At 55.3% G+C, this 16,869-nt stretch carries 13 protein-coding genes; 8 read left to right on the top strand and 5 right to left on the bottom strand.

Annotated elements, in window-relative coordinates; translation table 11 throughout:
• The first annotated feature begins 233 nt into the window (after nt 1-233).
• Together BFP70_RS04995 and BFP70_RS04990 are read left to right on the top strand one after the other, a co-directional pair.
• Entirely contained in the window at nt 234-2,177 is a 1,944-nt protein-coding gene (locus BFP70_RS04995) for an acyltransferase family protein (RefSeq protein WP_066010280.1), read from the top strand.
• Nucleotides 2,178-2,404: 227 nt separating this feature from the next.
• Nucleotides 2,405-3,481 (top strand): acyltransferase, encoded by a 1,077-nt coding sequence (locus BFP70_RS04990; protein WP_066010279.1) that lies wholly within the window; start codon nt 2,405-2,407, stop codon nt 3,479-3,481.
• A 174-nt stretch (nt 3,482-3,655) separates the two neighbouring features.
• Here BFP70_RS04990 and BFP70_RS04985 read toward each other — a convergent pair whose 3' ends face one another.
• Together BFP70_RS04985 and BFP70_RS21320 are read right to left on the bottom strand one after the other, a co-directional pair.
• Complete coding sequence (locus tag BFP70_RS04985; protein ID WP_066010278.1) at nt 3,656-4,174, bottom strand: hypothetical protein; 519 nt, start codon at nt 4,172-4,174, stop codon at nt 3,656-3,658.
• Between the two features lie 142 nt (nt 4,175-4,316).
• The gene (locus BFP70_RS21320; RefSeq protein WP_255356593.1) at nt 4,317-4,445 is read right to left on the bottom strand and encodes a hypothetical protein; all 129 of its coding nucleotides are present in this window, start codon (nt 4,443-4,445) and stop codon (nt 4,317-4,319) included.
• Nucleotides 4,446-4,803: 358 nt separating this feature from the next.
• Here BFP70_RS21320 and BFP70_RS04980 point away from each other — a divergent pair, with 358 nt between their 5' ends.
• From BFP70_RS04980 to BFP70_RS04960, 4 genes are all read left to right on the top strand, one after another.
• Nucleotides 4,804-5,478, top strand: a complete 675-nt coding sequence (locus BFP70_RS04980) for a sugar transferase (RefSeq protein WP_066010277.1) — start codon at nt 4,804-4,806, stop codon at nt 5,476-5,478.
• A gap of 188 nt (nt 5,479-5,666) precedes the next feature.
• Nucleotides 5,667-7,109, top strand: coding sequence for a DUF6212 domain-containing protein (locus BFP70_RS04975; protein ID WP_066010276.1), 1,443 nt, complete (start codon nt 5,667-5,669; stop codon nt 7,107-7,109).
• Nucleotides 7,106-9,781, top strand: a complete 2,676-nt coding sequence (locus BFP70_RS04970) for a glycosyltransferase (RefSeq protein WP_066010275.1) — start codon at nt 7,106-7,108, stop codon at nt 9,779-9,781. Before BFP70_RS04975 ends, BFP70_RS04970 begins: the two co-directional genes overlap by 4 nt.
• A gap of 479 nt (nt 9,782-10,260) precedes the next feature.
• Nucleotides 10,261-11,289 carry a hypothetical protein gene (locus tag BFP70_RS04960; protein ID WP_066010273.1) on the top strand — a complete coding sequence of 343 codons (1,029 nt, stop codon included), beginning with the start codon at nt 10,261-10,263 and terminating at the stop codon, nt 11,287-11,289.
• A gap of 66 nt (nt 11,290-11,355) precedes the next feature.
• On the opposite strand, the gene BFP70_RS04955 is transcribed toward BFP70_RS04960, so the two are convergent.
• A complete protein-coding gene (locus BFP70_RS04955; RefSeq protein ID WP_083217361.1) occupies nt 11,356-12,171 on the bottom strand; it encodes an ABC transporter permease in 816 nt (271 codons plus the stop codon).
• Nucleotides 12,172-12,284: 113 nt separating this feature from the next.
• Between BFP70_RS04955 and BFP70_RS04950 the strand changes: the two genes are divergently transcribed.
• Nucleotides 12,285-13,751, top strand: coding sequence for a hypothetical protein (locus BFP70_RS04950; RefSeq protein ID WP_066010272.1), 1,467 nt, complete (start codon nt 12,285-12,287; stop codon nt 13,749-13,751).
• A gap of 9 nt (nt 13,752-13,760) precedes the next feature.
• A complete protein-coding gene (locus BFP70_RS04945; protein ID WP_066010271.1) occupies nt 13,761-14,414 on the top strand; it encodes an ABC transporter ATP-binding protein in 654 nt (217 codons plus the stop codon).
• A gap of 517 nt (nt 14,415-14,931) precedes the next feature.
• On the opposite strand, the gene glf is transcribed toward BFP70_RS04945, so the two are convergent.
• Both glf and BFP70_RS04935 read right to left on the bottom strand, forming a co-directional pair.
• The gene (glf, locus tag BFP70_RS04940; protein ID WP_066010270.1) at nt 14,932-16,068 is read right to left on the bottom strand and encodes a UDP-galactopyranose mutase; all 1,137 of its coding nucleotides are present in this window, start codon (nt 16,066-16,068) and stop codon (nt 14,932-14,934) included.
• Between the two features lie 99 nt (nt 16,069-16,167).
• Nucleotides 16,168-16,869 (bottom strand): calcium-binding protein (locus tag BFP70_RS04935; RefSeq protein WP_141693100.1); only part of this gene is annotated, 702 nt, incomplete at its 5' end.

Below are 16,869 nucleotides of genomic sequence, written 5' to 3'. Positions count from 1 at the left end.
TGTGTCATCCCAAAGGCAAACTCTGCAAAGGCCGGTTTTGACGGTTAAAATCAAGACAATTTGATGAAATGAGCCGAAAACCACGGCTCCAACGCGTAACTTCACCTCATTCTGCTTGGCATAGCGGTGAAATGGCTACACGCTTTGATTGCATCTTGCTTCAGTTGTTCATCTTAAGGCTTTGGCAGGATGCGCCTTTGGCCCTGCTGTTTTGCAACGATGCGTGATCGTATATGAAATATCGTCCCGAAATTGATGGTTTGCGTAGTCTTGCGGTGATCCCTGTGGTGGCATTTCATGCCGGGGTCAGCGCGGTGCCCGGCGGGTTTGTCGGGGTGGATGTATTTTTTGTGATCAGCGGGTTTTTGATCACCAGCCTTCTGGCCGAAGACATCGCGGCCGGACGTTATAGTCTGATCGGGTTTTACGAACGCCGGGCGCGGCGGATATTGCCGGCGCTGTTTGTAATGATAGCGGCCTGTTTGCCGCTGGCTTGGCTGTGGTTGACCCCGGCTGATTTGAAGGATTTTTCCCAAAGTCTGGTGGCGGTGGCGGTGTTTTCCTCCAATCTGCTGTTTTGGCATGAAACCGATTATTTCGCCGCACAAGCCGAGCTGAAACCGCTGTTGCATACATGGAGCCTCGCGGTTGAGGAACAGTTCTATATTTTATTCCCCTTGCTGTTGGCGGGGCTGTGGCGGCTGGGTCTGCGCCGTTTGATCGGTCTTGTGGCGGTGTTGGGTGTGATCAGTTTTGGCGTGGCACAGTGGGGGATCAGCGCTGCGCCGGCGGCCAGCTTCTACCTGTTGCCGGGGCGGGCGTGGGAATTGTTGGCAGGCGCGCTTGCGGCGCTGTATCTGCGGCAGGGCGGGCCATCGGTGGTCGTATCTGCGCAGGGGCAATGGCTGTCCTGGGCCGGGGTGGCTTTGATTGTCGTGCCGATGTTTACCTATGATCATGCGACGCCCTTTCCGGGGCTTGCTGCGGTGCCGCCGGTATTGGGAACGGTGCTGATCGTATTGTTCTGCGGGCCCAAAACCCATGTGGGGCGGGGCTTGGCGCATCGGGTGCCTGTGGCGATTGGGCTTATATCCTATAGCGCTTATTTATGGCATCAGCCTTTGCTGGCCTTTTATCGTTATCCGCTGATCGCGCCGCCGAACCCGTGGATTATGGCCGGGTTGGGCGGGGTCAGTTTTGTCTTGGCCTGGCTGAGCTGGCGCTACATTGAACGGCCCTTCCGCAATCGCAGAAAAATTTCTGCAACTGCAATATTTGCGATGTCTGGGGGAGGGCTGGCGGCCGTTGCAGCCTTAGGGCTGCTGGGACATCGCAACGATGGGTATGACGGGCGGTTCCACTATGTAGGGGAAATCGGGCAGCTGGCGGCCATCGACAATCTATATGACCATTTCGATTATGCTGCCGTTGTGCGTGAAGGCGAGTGTCATGCGGTTCGTCCAGAGGACTGGTTGGCCAATGGCTGCCGCGATACGCGGGCGCGCACGATAATGCTGTGGGGCGACAGCTATGCGGCGGCGCTGTATCATGGATTGGCGGCGTGGCGTGACACGGCCCATCCCGAGATTGGCATCGTGCAGACAACCGATGGCAATGGCACACCGTTTTTCATTCGTGGCAAGGCGGATGATCAAACGCCTTTGGTTGAGCTGAACACACGCCGATTGGACATTGCCGCGCAGGTTCAGCCAGACCTTATTCTTCTATCGTGGTCGGTACTGTCCCCAAATGCGCCGCGCGAAAAAAAATCGCAGATAAATGCTTTATATCAGACGATTAATAAGATCAGATCGCGGGTTCCTGACAGTTCTATCCTTATCGTCGGACCCGTGCCGCAATGGAACGGCACGTTGCAAAAGCAAATGTTGGCCTATGTCAATCGGTTCGATACCGACCCTCCACGCTTCATGGATCTGGGCTTGCTTGAGGATATATATGATTGGGACACGCAGCTTGCGCAGGGTGTGCCCGAGGATGTTGGATATGTCTCGCCACTGGCGCATATGTGTACGCCACAGGGCTGTCTGACGCATGTGTCGGATAGCTTGCTGGATCTGTCGGCCGTCGATTGGGGGCATCTGACACAAAGCGGCTCAGCGTATTTGGCTCCATATTTATGGGCCCAGATATACAATAGGTTGGAACAGCAGATGTGAAATGCCTATGCGATGGGCAATTACAGGCATCCTGCTGATCTCTTATGCATGTGACATGAAAATGCGCAAATGCATGTTGCTTGAGAAACAATTCAGGCAACTTTTCGCTCATTGTGCAATTGCAGCATTGGCTTTGTCGGATTAAAGGCGAATGTTAACCAAGAAGTTACAACCCTGATCTTTAAATATGACCCAACCTCCTCCGTCGATCCCAGAAGGGAAAACGTATGAAGCTTGAGCGTATACGACTTAATAATGATACGTCCCTAACAATCAAAAATGCACGTGTCCTATGCATTTTATTTATGATGACATATCATGTCTGGCCGGGGGGGGATCGGATACTTTCGGCCGAGGTGAACCAATATCTACACCTGTTTTACTCTGTGGTTGTGGATCATCTGGGGCGGGCCTCTGTGCCGCTGCTGAGCGTGTTCTCGGGCATGTTATTTGCAATCTCTTTCACGCGGCGCAAAACATTAGGATCTTTGATCCGGCATAAATTCAAAAGCTTGATGATACCGATTTTTGTCTGGTCGCTGCCATTGATGATCTTGATGGTTGTCGGGCATCAGATTTTACCGCAGCAGATTGACGCACCTTCGGGGGTGATGACATGGGTCAATGGGCTGACCGGGGTGTTTGCCACCCCAGCCAATGGACCGCTGCATTTCCTGCGCGATGTCTTTGTGGTCTGCCTATATAGTACGGTAATTTTGCTGGCCTATGAACGGTTCAAGCCCTTGGGCATTGTGATTTTGATTGCCCTGTTGGCAGCCGAACATAATGGAACTGGATTTATTTTGTTCCGTAACCAGATCGCGACATTCTTCTTCTTCGGTCTTATGCTGGCGGTCAATCATCGCAGCGGCTGGGTGCCAAGCTGGGTGTTGATTGGATCTTTGATCGTCGGGAATGAGCTGGCACAGCGCTATGTCGTGGGCACAATCGATATGCCGCATGTACTTGAAGTGGTGTTTTATCATCTGCCGCGCGTGGCAATGTCCTTCCTGATGTGGCGTGTGGCGATGATTGTGGCAACCTCTGGCTCTTGGTTTCAGCGCGGGCTGCTTTATCTGGAAAAGCATATCTTTGTCATATTTTGCAGCCATAGCATCACGTTGAAATTTATCGGCATGTTCGCCGTGATCTCGGGTGTGTCAGAAAATGCCACCAGCTACCTGATCTTGTTTTTGCTGCAGGTTCCGATCTGCGTGATGATCGGTATCGTCCTGTCCAATATGATCAAACCCAAACCTGTGGGTGTTGTGGTATCTTGGGTGCGCAACCGGTTTGCGACGTAAAAGATGCCTAAGTTGATGTGGTCTTTGACGTCGTATCTACCTTTTGGAGGCCAGAACAATATGGCCTCTAAAGGCCGTATTCATGCAAACGCCGCCCTGCGCAAAGCGACGGGGCGGCGTTACGATGTTGAGGGTGTCACCTTGTTAGGTCGTCACCCTGGGCTGATCTTTCGATCAGGCCGCTTTTTTACGACGACGCGCGATCAAGCCACCCAGACCCAACGCACCTGCCAACAGCGGCAGACCTGCGGGCAGCGGGATTGGCGCAGGCGAAACGGTCACAGTGACCGAACCCGGCGTGGTGCCAAACAGGCCGCTTTCTGCGCTGACGGACAGCGTGTAATCGGGGTCGATTGTGCTGTTGGCTGTCAGGTAATAGGTGAAGTATTCGTTACCGCCGGTGCTGCCTACCGAATAGAATGCGATGTCATTGGCAGCGTCTGTTGGATTGATTTCAAACAGGAAAGCTGCGGGATCGATATCGTCGGATTCAACGGCAAAGGAGTAGTAGCCGCTGTCGACGACATCATAGCTGAACGTATAGGTGTAAAAGGATACGCCCGACATGTTGACGCTGTCAGCCGTGTCGGTGCTGGTCGTGGAACTGGTTAGCGAAATGGTGGCTGCCTGTGCGGCGGCCGCCAGGCCCAGTGTCACAGCGGCAGCTGTTGTGATGGTTTTCAGAAAATTCATATAGTCCCCCTTAACGGAATATGGATCAGGTGATCCACCAAGATAATTATGTCGCAGTCGCAGATTTGCACCAAACCACCGTCATACGGTCCCTTAATGCTGCACTGCACACATGCCCTCATCAAAAGGTTAACGAAGGCCTTCACATATGGGTTATTTGAGCCGAACCCGGATGTTTTTCAAGCAAATCCCAAGGGTAAATTGGATTTGCCTGAAATTTTGTCAAAGATACGCCTTGAAAATGATCATTTTCGCGGATCGGCTGCGACATAAAGCGGTCATATGTGTCACGCGACGTAAACATGGGGCGGCTCTGATGAAAATATCAATGAAATATAGCGTTCATTGATATTTCCTTTATAGAAACGATTCGTATTAAATTTCTGAACAATCGCCAATTCTAAGGATTGCAGGGAAAGCGTTTAAGCTATCGGCGTATATTCGCACAATAAAGCGGCAAGATCCTGCATTTTTCGGGACTGGGGGTTTTCCTTCCTTGAAACCGTGAGAAAAGCCCTTTCTAAGTGAACGAGACATTAACCTTTCGTCATAATGCTGCATTGCAGAATGCCCATGCAGAAAAAACCGTATCATCTTTCGGCCCACTCCTTCCTCAAAGGGTAAACCCGATGAAATTCGCATTGACCGCACAATCCCGCCAAACTGCCCTTCGTGACGGGCTTGGCACTGTTGCCTACCGTCGTCTGGGAAAACGCCCATTCGATATTTTTCTTGCACTACTTTTGCTGCCAATCCTGCTTCCAGTGATTGCAGGACTTTGGTTCTTGGTGCGTCGCGATGGCGGCTCTGGGTTCTTTGTACAGCCGCGCATTGGCCGTGATGGCCGTGTGTTTAACTGCTATAAACTGCGCACAATGGTGACGGATGCCGAAGCGGCACTGAAGAAAATGTGCGACGAAAGCCCTGAACTGGCCCATGAATGGCATGTGAACCAAAAGCTGACCGTTGATCCGCGGATCACCCGTGTGGGCCGCTTTTTGCGCGCGACATCATTGGATGAGCTGCCGCAGGTGTTCAACGTTATCAAAGGCGATATGAGCTTTGTTGGTCCACGCCCCTTCCTGGTGGATCAAGAAGCGCTGTATCGCAACGCAGGTGGCGAAAGCTATTTTGACATGCGTCCGGGCATTACCGGTGCGTGGCAGGTTGAAGGTCGCAACTCTACCACCTTCATTGGCCGCGTGGCCTATGATGATGATTATCACCGCGGTCTGAGCATGTGGCGCGACATCGGGCTGATCGCCAAGACAGCCGGGATCGTGTGCAAACGCACCGGACGGTAATCCAGGCCCCGTTGATACGGGGCGGATAAATCGTAAATGCATCAACGCATGTAATTCCTCCCCCCCTACAGCCTGGCTGCAGGGGGGTTTTGGTCTATCGCATTGCATTTTGCGTTGAGAACCGAAAATATGCCCCCAAGGCCGTCTGGTCTGCAAATATGACGAGCGAAGTAAGAAATGGACGGATTATGGTGAAGGCTACAATTTTGACGCGCGATGGTGAAATCGCCCGACATTATGGTGATGACGCGCGGATCACTTTTGTTCTTATGTCACCGGATCCAGACACCCAGAAGCTTGTTTTTACGACATGCGATGGCCAGTCGCTGCGCCCCGAGCAGGTTGCTTTGGATGCCGACGCCTATCTTCGCCCGACACAAGAGAATGACACCGCGCATCAGGACATTGTTGCGCTATGGGAGGAGATGTTCGGGCTGGCCTTGCCACCTTGCCTGCCACAGGCTGATATGCCCGATATCGCCGCGCTGCGCGATCGGGTGTTGGATGTCGTGTTGGAGCAAAATGCAGCTGCATCGCGCGTATCGGCGCGCCATATGCGTGAATTGGGTCTGCTGCGTCAGCAACATGACCTGATACAGGCCAGTTTTCGCGGGTTGGAACATTTCGTTTATGGGCTGAATGTGCAGCATCGCACGCCCGGTCCGATCATTGCACCAACACGCGGTCAACCCGTGGTAACGTTGCAAAATGGGATGCAAGTGCAGCAACGCGTGGCCAGTGCCAGCCCAGGACTGTGCGATCTCGCCCTCTGGTTTGATCCAGAAGGCGCCGCGCCAAAGGGGATGGTCAGCGTCACCCTGACCGGGCTGGACAGTGATCAGGTTCTGGCGGTGTGGGATTTGCAGGCCGCACAGCTTTCTACGGGTTGGAACCGATTTTCATTGGAACGTGCGCTTGGTCCCGATCCGGTCAGCTTGCAAATCACGGTGCATTGGGTGGGCGGGGGCGTTTTGACCCTTGCCTGTGCGACGGATCATCCAGATCCCCGCTTTCGCCCCAAAATCGGTGATGATGCACGCCCCGCTGTTTTGGCGCAGCGCGTCTGGTCCTGGGTGCCCGGTGTTGCCGCGCCACTGCTTACCGGCGCGCATTTGCCCAATGGGTATGCAGGCAAGGGGCAATTGCGCCATGTCGGGCGCGAATGGCTGGAGCAGGCGCTGGATATGCGCAGCCTGCGCGCAGATATTCCGTTCATTCAGGGGACAGATGCGCTGCTGGTCCATGTGCTGGAACAAGATATTGCTGCTGCGATCGTGCCGGATCTGGTCTTTCCCGGCGCGGTCGAAATTTCGGCCGGGATCTGTACGTATCACAAGGACGGTCCAGAGGTCGAATATGCGATGCTTGCCCTGCCCAAATCCGAACGCCCCACTGCGCCGGGTATTTTGCCACAGGCATTGCATACGCGCCTGACGGCCGATGCGGCCGAAACTTTGAACTGGGTGCGTGTGGCCCCGGACACCGCATCGCAATGCCGCCTGTATCTGGATCCATCAGAGCAGCGCCAGGATCTGTATCTGCTGACACGGTTGGCAGATAAAGATGGTACCAATGCGTTTGGCTGGTCAGGGTTTTCTGATCTGAAACTGCGTTTCGGGGCGCAGGCATGATCATGACGAAAGGTAGCGATCAATCCGCGTCTGATATGGCGGTGCGTGTGGCGGTGGTTATCCCGATCTTCCGGCACTCGGTCTTATTAAGTGAAGCGATCGACAGTATTTTGGATCAAGATGCGCCTTGGGGCATTCGCATTGTCTTAGTCAATGACGGTTGTCCGCATCGCGAAACGGATCAGGTGTGCCGCACCTATGCGCGGGCCTATCCTGAGCAGATCGCTTATGTGCCGAAAAAGAACGGTGGCCTGTCGGATGCGCGCAACTGCGGCATTGGTTATGCTTTGGCGCGCTGGCAAGAGCTGGAAGCAATTTATCTGCTTGATGCTGACAATCGTCTGCGCCCGCCTGCATTGCGCCGGGCGATGACAGCGCTGGACGAACATCCCGATGTGGATTGGGTGTATCCTAACATTGATATGTTTGGCTTGCGCTATGCGGGTGATTACGGCGGCCCATATTCCCGGCTGATCCATACGGTGATGAATGTTTGCGAAGCTGGCAGCCTGGTGCATCGCCGGGTCTTTGATGCAGGGGTGGTGTTTGATACCTCCTTTAAATCCGGCTTTGAAGATTGGGATTTCTTCCTGACAGCGGGGGATGCCGGGTTTACGGGCATGAACCTGGAAGAATTCGGCTTTCAATACCGCAAACGCGGCGAAAGCATGCTGGCGGATTCAGAACGTGATGCCGATGCGATCCGGGCTGAAATGCGCAAAAAACATAAACAGCTGTTCAGCCCAAAGGGGCTGTTGGCATTAGAGCAGGAAGAAGCGCCCCGCTTTGCCATTCACCTGAGCGATACGGATCAGGTGATCTGGACGGTTGATCCGTCCAGCCCCAATCGCAAGATATACTCCTTTGACGAATATTCCGATCTGCTGTTTCGCAGCACCACCGGCAACAAACGTTATTTCGTGCCGCCCTTAACCGTTGTGACAGACAGTCAGCTTTGGAAGACGTTGTGCGATGGGGGGCTTGTTAGCGGGGTGTTATGGGCCCTGGAACGCCAGCTTGACCACGCGTGTCCCGTGACCGTGGCACATGTGATGCCGGGTAACCCGGCCCTGCCGCAACGCCAGGACACGCTGACGATGCGCGTCAGCCGCGACCCCTCCGCCCAGCCCGTCACCGGTGGTATGGCGATGCTTGAAACACAATTGGTCCGCAAAGTGCTGAAGGACAGCAGCCTGTCCTGGATCTCGCAGTTGGAATTGCCGCACTGCCCGATTTCGGTCGCGCGGATCGAAATGACTGTGCCACAGGCCCTTTGGAACGGGGCAGGGGCTGCGCCCGACCGGGTGGCATGTGATTTGCTGGCGCTTATGGCCCGGTTGCGCCGCAACAGTTTGACCCTGGCGGCGGCCCATACATGGGAATGGCGTACCCAGGACATCGGCTGGCGTGAGCGCACGCATAAAATTCCGCGCCAGACCTGTCTGTCTTCGGCGGCATATCCACGGGTGGCCGATGGCGGTCTTCATATTGGGTTCTTGCTGCCATTGGTGGAATTTGGCGGCGTAGAACGCGTTGCATTGAATGTCGCGCGCGCGTTGAAACGGGCAGGGTTCCACCCGCATCTGTTTGTCCTAGAGCAAGACACGATCACCTATCCGGCGGAATGGCGCGAGACATTTGACACGGTCACCTTCCTGGCAGATCCTGAATTTGCCACTTGGGGCCCAACGCAGGCGGCTTATTTCGGCACTGATATTTCCGATTGGTCGCGTTGGGGCAACAAGGGCAATGCCACAGCGATGCTTGCATGGCTGGACGGGGTGGTCAACTTCCACGGTGCCGCGATTTCAGGGGTGATGGGGCAGTTAAAACGGCTTGGGGTCGTGACAGCCAATTCACTGCATCTGTCGGACCATTCGGTCTTTGCCCGTCCGGTGGGAAATACCTATCATGCGCTGGCGTTTGAACATGCCTATGATATGATACTGCCATGTTCTAATATGTTGGGGGATTGGTGCCATGCGATGGGCATGCCCGCCGAAAAGATCATCCCGATCCCAAACGCTCCCAGCTTTGATTTGCCCGCCACTGCCGGGGCGCCGCGCACGCCCCACGTTCCAGAGCGCGCGCTGCGCGCACTTTATATCGGGCGGCTGGATATGCAAAAGGGGCTGGACCGGTTGGTGCCGATTGTCGAAGGCAGCCAGGAAGCCGATTTCGATATCAAATGGCGGTATATCGGTGGAACAGTCCTGGGGACAGGCGGGGCAGCCCTGCCTGCAACCATCACCGACAGTCTGGAACCGCCCAAGACCACGCCAGAGGCCATGACCGAGGCGCTGGAATGGGCTGATGTGATTGTCTTGCCATCGTATTTCGAAGGCTTGCCCTTGATTGTTTTGGAAGCCATGCGCGCAGGCGCTGTGCCATTGGCCACAGATGTGGGGGCTGTGTCAGAGGCGGTTGTGGATGGCCATAACGGGATCTTGTTGTCCAATGCACATTGTGTGACGGATGCAATGCATGCACTCGATCGGCTGGCATGCGACCGCGATCTGTTGCAACGCCTGTCACAACAGGCAATTCAGGATATGCAGGATCGGACGTGGGATGGTGCGGCTCAGCCGTTCATACACAGGCTCAAACAGCTTTGTGCTTTACAAGGCCAATCCCAACCGGTGCCCTCGACCCAATCTGGGACAGATCCATGAGCCAAACGCCGATCATCTGCATGCAGGCCGAAACTGGATCAGTCCAAGAGCTTGATTATACGGCGCATATCAGCCAGGGGCTGCGGTTTGTCGTCTTGTCCTATCTGATCTGTGTTCGCAGCCTGAAAAGCCGGTTTATATCGGCAGTGCGTAAGAAACTGCGCGATCTGGCTGAATATTCGCGCTTGCAACGCAAGGCGGTTTTTTTTGATCACATCCCGGGTCTGCAACTTGGAGCTGTCGAAAATTTTACGGCGGGCTCACATAAAATGCGGGTTGCGACCTTGGTTCTGGCGCTGAGCCGGTTATGGATGCGGGGGTGCTCACTCCGGGGGATGTATCGGCCAACCGAACGGAAAAACCGATACTTTTGCTGCGGGGCAAACGGCCATCGCACAGGCATATGCGCCCGATTTTGATATGATCGCGCAGCTTGGCTGACGTATCCTTTGCGGGGTGCAGATTTGACGGGGATAAGCATGAAATTGACGTTCCATATCGGCATGGGCAAAACAGGCTCCAGTGCCATTCAGGCGGCGTTGCGGGCGAATGCGGATAGGCTGCGTGCACAGGGCGCAGATTATCTTGGCATGTGGTTCGATATGATCGACCCGAATTTTTCCGGGGTTGAAAAACAATCGAATTTCTTTGCCTTATCCCCGCCGGATATGATCGCGGCAACAGATCATCTGATTGGGGTGTTGCGTGCCCGCAATGACCAAAACGGCACCGATCATTTCATTTTGTCAAACGAGGCATTCTCGGGCAATGCAAAGACTATGCGGCCGATGATTTCGCAACTGGTTGCGGCCGGGATCACGGTGCAATTGATCGGTTATGCGCGTGATCCGGCCTCTTGGCTGCCATCGGCCCATGTGCAGTGGTCGATCCGTGACAAGGTCTCTCCAGGGCCGGTGCAGGCCTATAACGACCGCGCGCGTGAACTGGTGCAATGGTATTCTGGCCTGATCAACTGGCATCAAATGGCAGGCGATCTTTTGGATGTGCGCTCCTATGATGCGGCCGATGATATTGCCGAAGATTTCGCTACAGCCATCGGCGTGACCTTGGATGTGCCCCAAAAGCGTGTGCTTGAACGTGGTGAGGATTTTGAAATTCTCTTGCGTGCCGCGTTCAATACGCGGTTTCCAGACCATGTTCTGCCCCGGGCTTTTGATCAGGCGATTTTCCGTTCGGCCTCTGACATCCCCTCGCTGGAACAGCTTGCCGAGCAATGTTTCAACTATGATCAAACGGCACAGATTGTCGCACAGGCCAGTCCGTTGTTTGAAGAGTTCAAATCCTGTTTTGGGTTCGATCCAAGGGATGCGGGCAAAACACCGCCCAAACAGCCGGATATGGAGCACTTGCGCCGCCGGATTTTGGACTACCTGGTCGAGACGAATATTCGCCAGGCACGCAGGCTGCTGAAATTGGAACGTCAAATGGCCGATACCGAGGCACAGATGCAGCATCTGGCCCAAAGGCTTGATGCCGCGGGACTGTAACCGACCCCATGATCTGACCTGTGGAATTATGCGGGCCGCAGGTCAGGCCTTGCGCCGGGCGCACGCCTAGCGGTTCAAGATGTCCCGGTGATAGCGCCCCAGCAAAACCAAGCCTAAAAACAGCATGCCCAGCGACACCATGATAACATATAGGGGCGAAATATGCACGGGATGATAGGTTGGGTAGAACCCCATATGCATCAGCCCCACGATATGCAAAAGCGGGTTGAACCACAAAATATCCTGAATGGTTTGCGGTAAGGTATCATAGAGAAAGAACACGCCAGAGATAATGAACAGCGGCCGGGTAGCAATGGACCAGATCTGATCCCAGACCGAAATGACCCCCATCAGCGCGCAGTTCAGCGTGCCGACCGACAGCCCCAAAAGCAACGTCAGCAACAGCCCTTCGATCAGCGGTCCAACATCCAGATTGGGCCGTTCCCCGGTGATCACCAAGATTGAGACAATGGTGATATATCCCACCATGATACCGGTCAGGCTATTGAGGATGAAACGTGCCAAAATAGCATCCAACCAAGACACCGCCGGATAGCTGAGCAACTGTTTTGAAAAAGCGATTGCGCGGGCCACGGTATTTGAAATTCCCTGATACAGGTTAAAGGCTGTGAACCCGCTGGCATAGAACAATAAGAAACTGGTTCCCAAGGGCGGGCTGCGCACCAGCAGGGAAAACCCTAATGCCATCACGAAAATACCACCCAACGGTTCCAAGATAGCCCATATATACCCCCCCGGAGACCGCCCGTAACGCGAGCTCATTTCGCGCAGCGTCAGGGCCATAATCACACGTGCCATACGCAGACCACGGCTTGCGGGCTTGCGCGTTGGCAAAGACACGGGCATTGGGGGGGTGGTCATCTGTGATAAATCCCGAGTGGACATTATCCCCCAGTATCACCAGAATTAGGCAAGTTTCAAATAGGTCCCGCGTGAACAGCCAACAGCCCAAGCCCCCCTCGCAAAATGCATCGATGTCCGATCCTACCCTTCAGGCTGGCGCATCTGCCACGCCGCAGGCGGCTGGGGGCACACAAGGTGCTGTGGGCCCGAACGGCGCCGCAGCCAAGCAGGGCGCCGGGCCGGGTAACACACAAGGGAATGGTGCTGGACGTGTTCCGGGCGGGGCTCAGGCGCCGCGCCCTGCGACAGGACCTGCCGTAGGGCGCGGGCCCAATAATGGCCCTGGGCAGGGCGCAGGCAATGGGCCGGGCAACGGGCACAATCGGGGGGCAGGGCCCGGTCCGAATGGCCCGGGCAAGAAAGCCGGCACGCTTCCCGGTCCACACGCGGTCAAGCCAAAGGTGCTTCCGGTGGCCTCGCCCGCGACGCTCAAACCGCGCCATCGCGGATTGCTGATCAGTTTTATCGCCTGTGTCCTGGCGCCGATGATTGTGATCGCGGCTTATCTTTGGCTGGTGGCCGATGACCGATATGCCTCAACCGCCGGGTTCACGGTAAGATCTGAAGAAAGTACCGGCGCGTCAGAGCTATTGGGGGGGTTGGCGACATTTACCGGCACCTCGTCTTCGTCGGATGGGGATGTACTTTATGAATTCATCCGATCCCAGCAGATGGTGCAGGCCATTGATCAAGAATTGGATTTGCGCGGCCATTATTCCCAAAACTACTGGTCTGACCCAGTGTTTGCACTGGCCCCTGATGCCACGATCGAAGACCTGACCGCCTATTGGGATCGTATTGTTCAGGTGTCTTATGACCAATCCACAGGCCTGTCGGAAATCGAAGTGACCGCTTTTGATCCCGATTATGCCCAGGCGGTAACACGCGCTGTCGTGATGGAAAGCCAACGGTTGATCAATATGCTCAGCGAAGCGGCGCGCAATGACGCGCTGCGTTATGCACGCGAGGATCTGGACCTGGCACAAGACAGGCTGCGTGATACCCGCGCCTCGTTGACCGAATTCCGGACCCGTACGCAGATCGTTGATGTGGATTCCGATATTGCCAGCCGGACCGGCGTCTTGACCAATTTGCAGCAAAGCCTGGCACAGGAACTGGTCGCCCAAGACGAGCTGAGCGGCACCACATCGCGCCCCGACGATCCCCGACTGGCGCAAACTCAGCGCCGCATTCAGGTGATCCGTGACCGAATTTCCGAAGAACGGCGCAATCTGGCAACCAGCAAGGTGGAGGGCACTGACGAGGATTACCCAAGCCTGTTGTCGCAATATGAAGGCCTGGAGGTTGAACGCCAGTTCGCGGAAAGTGCCTATACCGCTGCGCTGACCGCCTTTGATGCCGCCAAGGCGGAAGCGTCCCGGCAATCGCGTTATCTTGCGACCTATGTGGCGCCCACGCTGGCACAGGCTTCGGAATATCCGCAACGTGGACAGATCCTGGGGCTGGCCGTGCTGTTCTTATTATTGGCATGGGGGATTGCCGCGCTGGTCTATTATTCGATCCGCGACAGGGGCTAAGGCAGATCCATGATCCGGTTTGAAAACCTGTCCAAAAGCTTCTGGGTCGGCCATGAGCGCAAGGTGATCATCGATAATCTGAACCTGACCCTGCCCACGGGGCGATCCCTGGCTTTGCTGGGCCGCAACGGGGCGGGGAAATCCACCTTGATGCAGATGGTCGCGGGCACAATGCCAGCCGATCAGGGGCGGATTGTCACCGATGGGCATATTTCATGGCCCGTGGCATTTGGCGGATCGTTTCACCCGCAGCTGACCGGTGCCCAAAATGTGCGGTTTGTGGCGCGGATTTACGGGGTGGATACCGATGAGCTGCTGGATTTCGTGCGTGACTTCGCCGAGCTGGGCAAACATTTTGATATGCCGGTGCGAACCTATTCAGCCGGGATGCGATCGCGGCTGACCTTTGGCACCTCAATGGGGGTGCCGTTCGATACCTATCTGGTGGATGAGGTAACATCGGTCGGCGATGCCGCGTTTCGCCGCAAAAGTCGCACTGTGTTTTTAGAACGTATGCGCCATGCCGGGGCGATCATGGTCAGCCATGCCATGCCGGATCTACGCGATTTTTGCGATTCCGGCATCGTGTTGGAAGAGGGCAAGCTGCATTATTTCGAAAACCTCGAAGAGGCGATCAGCTTTCATCAAAGTCTGATGGCCTGAAACGCCGGATCGGGGTCTGTTCCGGCTAGGTGCAAGATCGTATGTTAACGCCCCACCGGAGGGGGCGCGTCAAAATCACAGCCCCGATTTCAGGGCGAACACAGCTGTAGCCAAGATTGCAAAATTGGCGCTGTAGGCTGAGTATTGTCCGGCGCGCTCGGCAAGTCTGCCCTGTTGCCAGGCCAGAAATGATCGCTCCTGCAACAAAGCTTAACGTCAACCGCCAGACCATTATGCTGGGGCCATTGCGCTGGGACGCAATGTCTATCATCGCCCGCCTCCGGTGTCGGACATCAATTGGAAGGAATGCACCGGCTCGACACGTCACCTCGCTCATTAAGCACCTTCGCCGTCACAAGCTGCTGGCTTGGATGAACCGGGTCTATAATTCAAGACGCCGACACTCAACACTTGGCTGGAAAAGCCCAGGCGCTTTCAAACGGAAGGTGGCTTGAACGAGCATTTGGGACGGCACGGTGATGGTTGCGGGGACGACGGTCGGTCCCCGCATATGCGTTTACAACGGTGACACAGCAAAGGCCGGGGCCGTGTCCTTGGTTATGAACCCCTGAGCCACATCCAACGCCTCGCGGATGGTCACATCCATATCCAGATAACGATATGTCCCCAGACGACCAACAAAGGTCACACCGGTTTCCTTTTCCGCACGGGTGACATATTCCGCCAAAAGCGCCTTTTCCCCCATCTGACGAATGGGGTAGTAGGGGATGTCTTCGGGCGTGCACAGGCGCGAAAATTCACGGTAGCAGACAGACCCTTCATGGCTTTCCCATGGCGCGAAATGCTTATGTTCCGTGATCCGGGTGTAGGGCACGCTTTCTTCGCCGTAATTCATCACTGCGCAGCCCTGATAATCGCCTTGATAGGTGAACCGTTCAAAATCCAATGTCCGATATCCCAAACGTCCCAGATCATAATCGAACCAACCGTCGATCGGCCCGGAATAGAACACATGATCATATTCCGCCGCCTGGTCGCGGGTAAAACGGGTCGACAGTGACAGCTGAATGCGTGGATGGTTCAAAATGGCTGCGACCATCGGTGTATAGCCGTTTTCGGGCATACCCTGATATTTATGGAAGAAATAATTATCGTCATAGTTGAAGCGCACCGGCAATCGCTTCAGGATCGAGGCTGGCAGCTGCGACGGATCCATTCCCCATTGCTTGACCGTATAGCCCTTAAAGAAGGCCTCATAAAGGTCGCGCCCGACAAAGCGCAATGCTTGATCTTCAAAGGTCTGCGGGTCAGTGATCGTGGTATCGGCCTGTTCTTGGGTGATGAAATCATGCGCTTCGTCGGGGCGCATGGTGCGCCCAAAGAACTGGTTGATCGTATGCAGGTTGACGGGCAGTGAAAACACCTGTCCCCGCGATGTCGTCTTGACCCGGTTCTTATAAGGCATAAAGCAGGTGAAGGCGTTGACGTAGTCCCACACCTCGGCATCATCGGTGTGAAAAATATGCGGCCCGTAGATATGCACCATCACGCCGGTATCCGCATCGCGTTCAGTATGGCAATTTCCGGCAATGTGGTCTCGCGCATCGACAATGGTAATGTCATGCCCGGCGTCTGCCAGTTTGCGCCCGATCACGGCCCCCGAAAGACCGGCCCCCACACATAGAATTTTCACGCGCTACGCCTTGTCCATTTTCTGAATTTATACGGCGTTTTCGCATCTAACGCCCTGTTTGACAAGCAAAGCGATTAACACACAAAGGGCCTGCCCCGATTACATCAGGTCAATATCCGTGTCGGGGTGAATGTCGCTCCATTGCACAGCTTCCAGCAAAAGCGAGCCACCCTCCCATTCCAGTCGCAGACCCTGTTGCCAATCCGCATGATACAAATCAGAGATATCATCAATACCAATATCCAAAACAAGATAGTCAATTCCGGGCGTAAAATCGGCAATCCGGTCCGCCCCCTGATTGCTGTGAAAATAAAACATATCCATCCCGAAATCGCCCCAAAGCGTGTCATTGCCCATCCCGCCCCAGATCAGGTCATTGCCCGCGCCGCCATGCAGCTGGTCATTGCCCGCGCCGCCTGTAATCCGGTCGCGGCCCATCCCACCCCAGACCGTGTCATGCCCCAGATTGCCCTGTATGCTATCATCGCCGGCCCCGCCGCCGATCAGATCATGATCCGCCCCACCAAAAAGCGTATCAGGCCCCACACCGCCCAGCAGCGTATCATTGCCTGCATCCCCCCAGATCCTGTCCGCCTGATCTTCGCCCCAGATCTTGTCAGCCCCTGCGCCACCATGCAGCTGATCGAGCCCATAACCTCCTGCGATTTGATCATCCCCCGCACCGCCCCAGACCGTATCAAAACCCAAGTTGCCCTGTATGCTATCATCGCCGGCCCCGCCGCCGATCAGATCATGATCCGCCCCACCAAAAAGCGTATCAGGCCCCGCACCGCCCAGCAG

This window comes from Thioclava sp. SK-1 (assembly GCF_001705665.1).
Taxonomy (GTDB): domain Bacteria; phylum Pseudomonadota; class Alphaproteobacteria; order Rhodobacterales; family Rhodobacteraceae; genus Thioclava.
The sequence above is the reverse complement of the archived record's forward strand: the minus strand, read 5'-3'. Positions and strand labels throughout refer to the sequence as shown.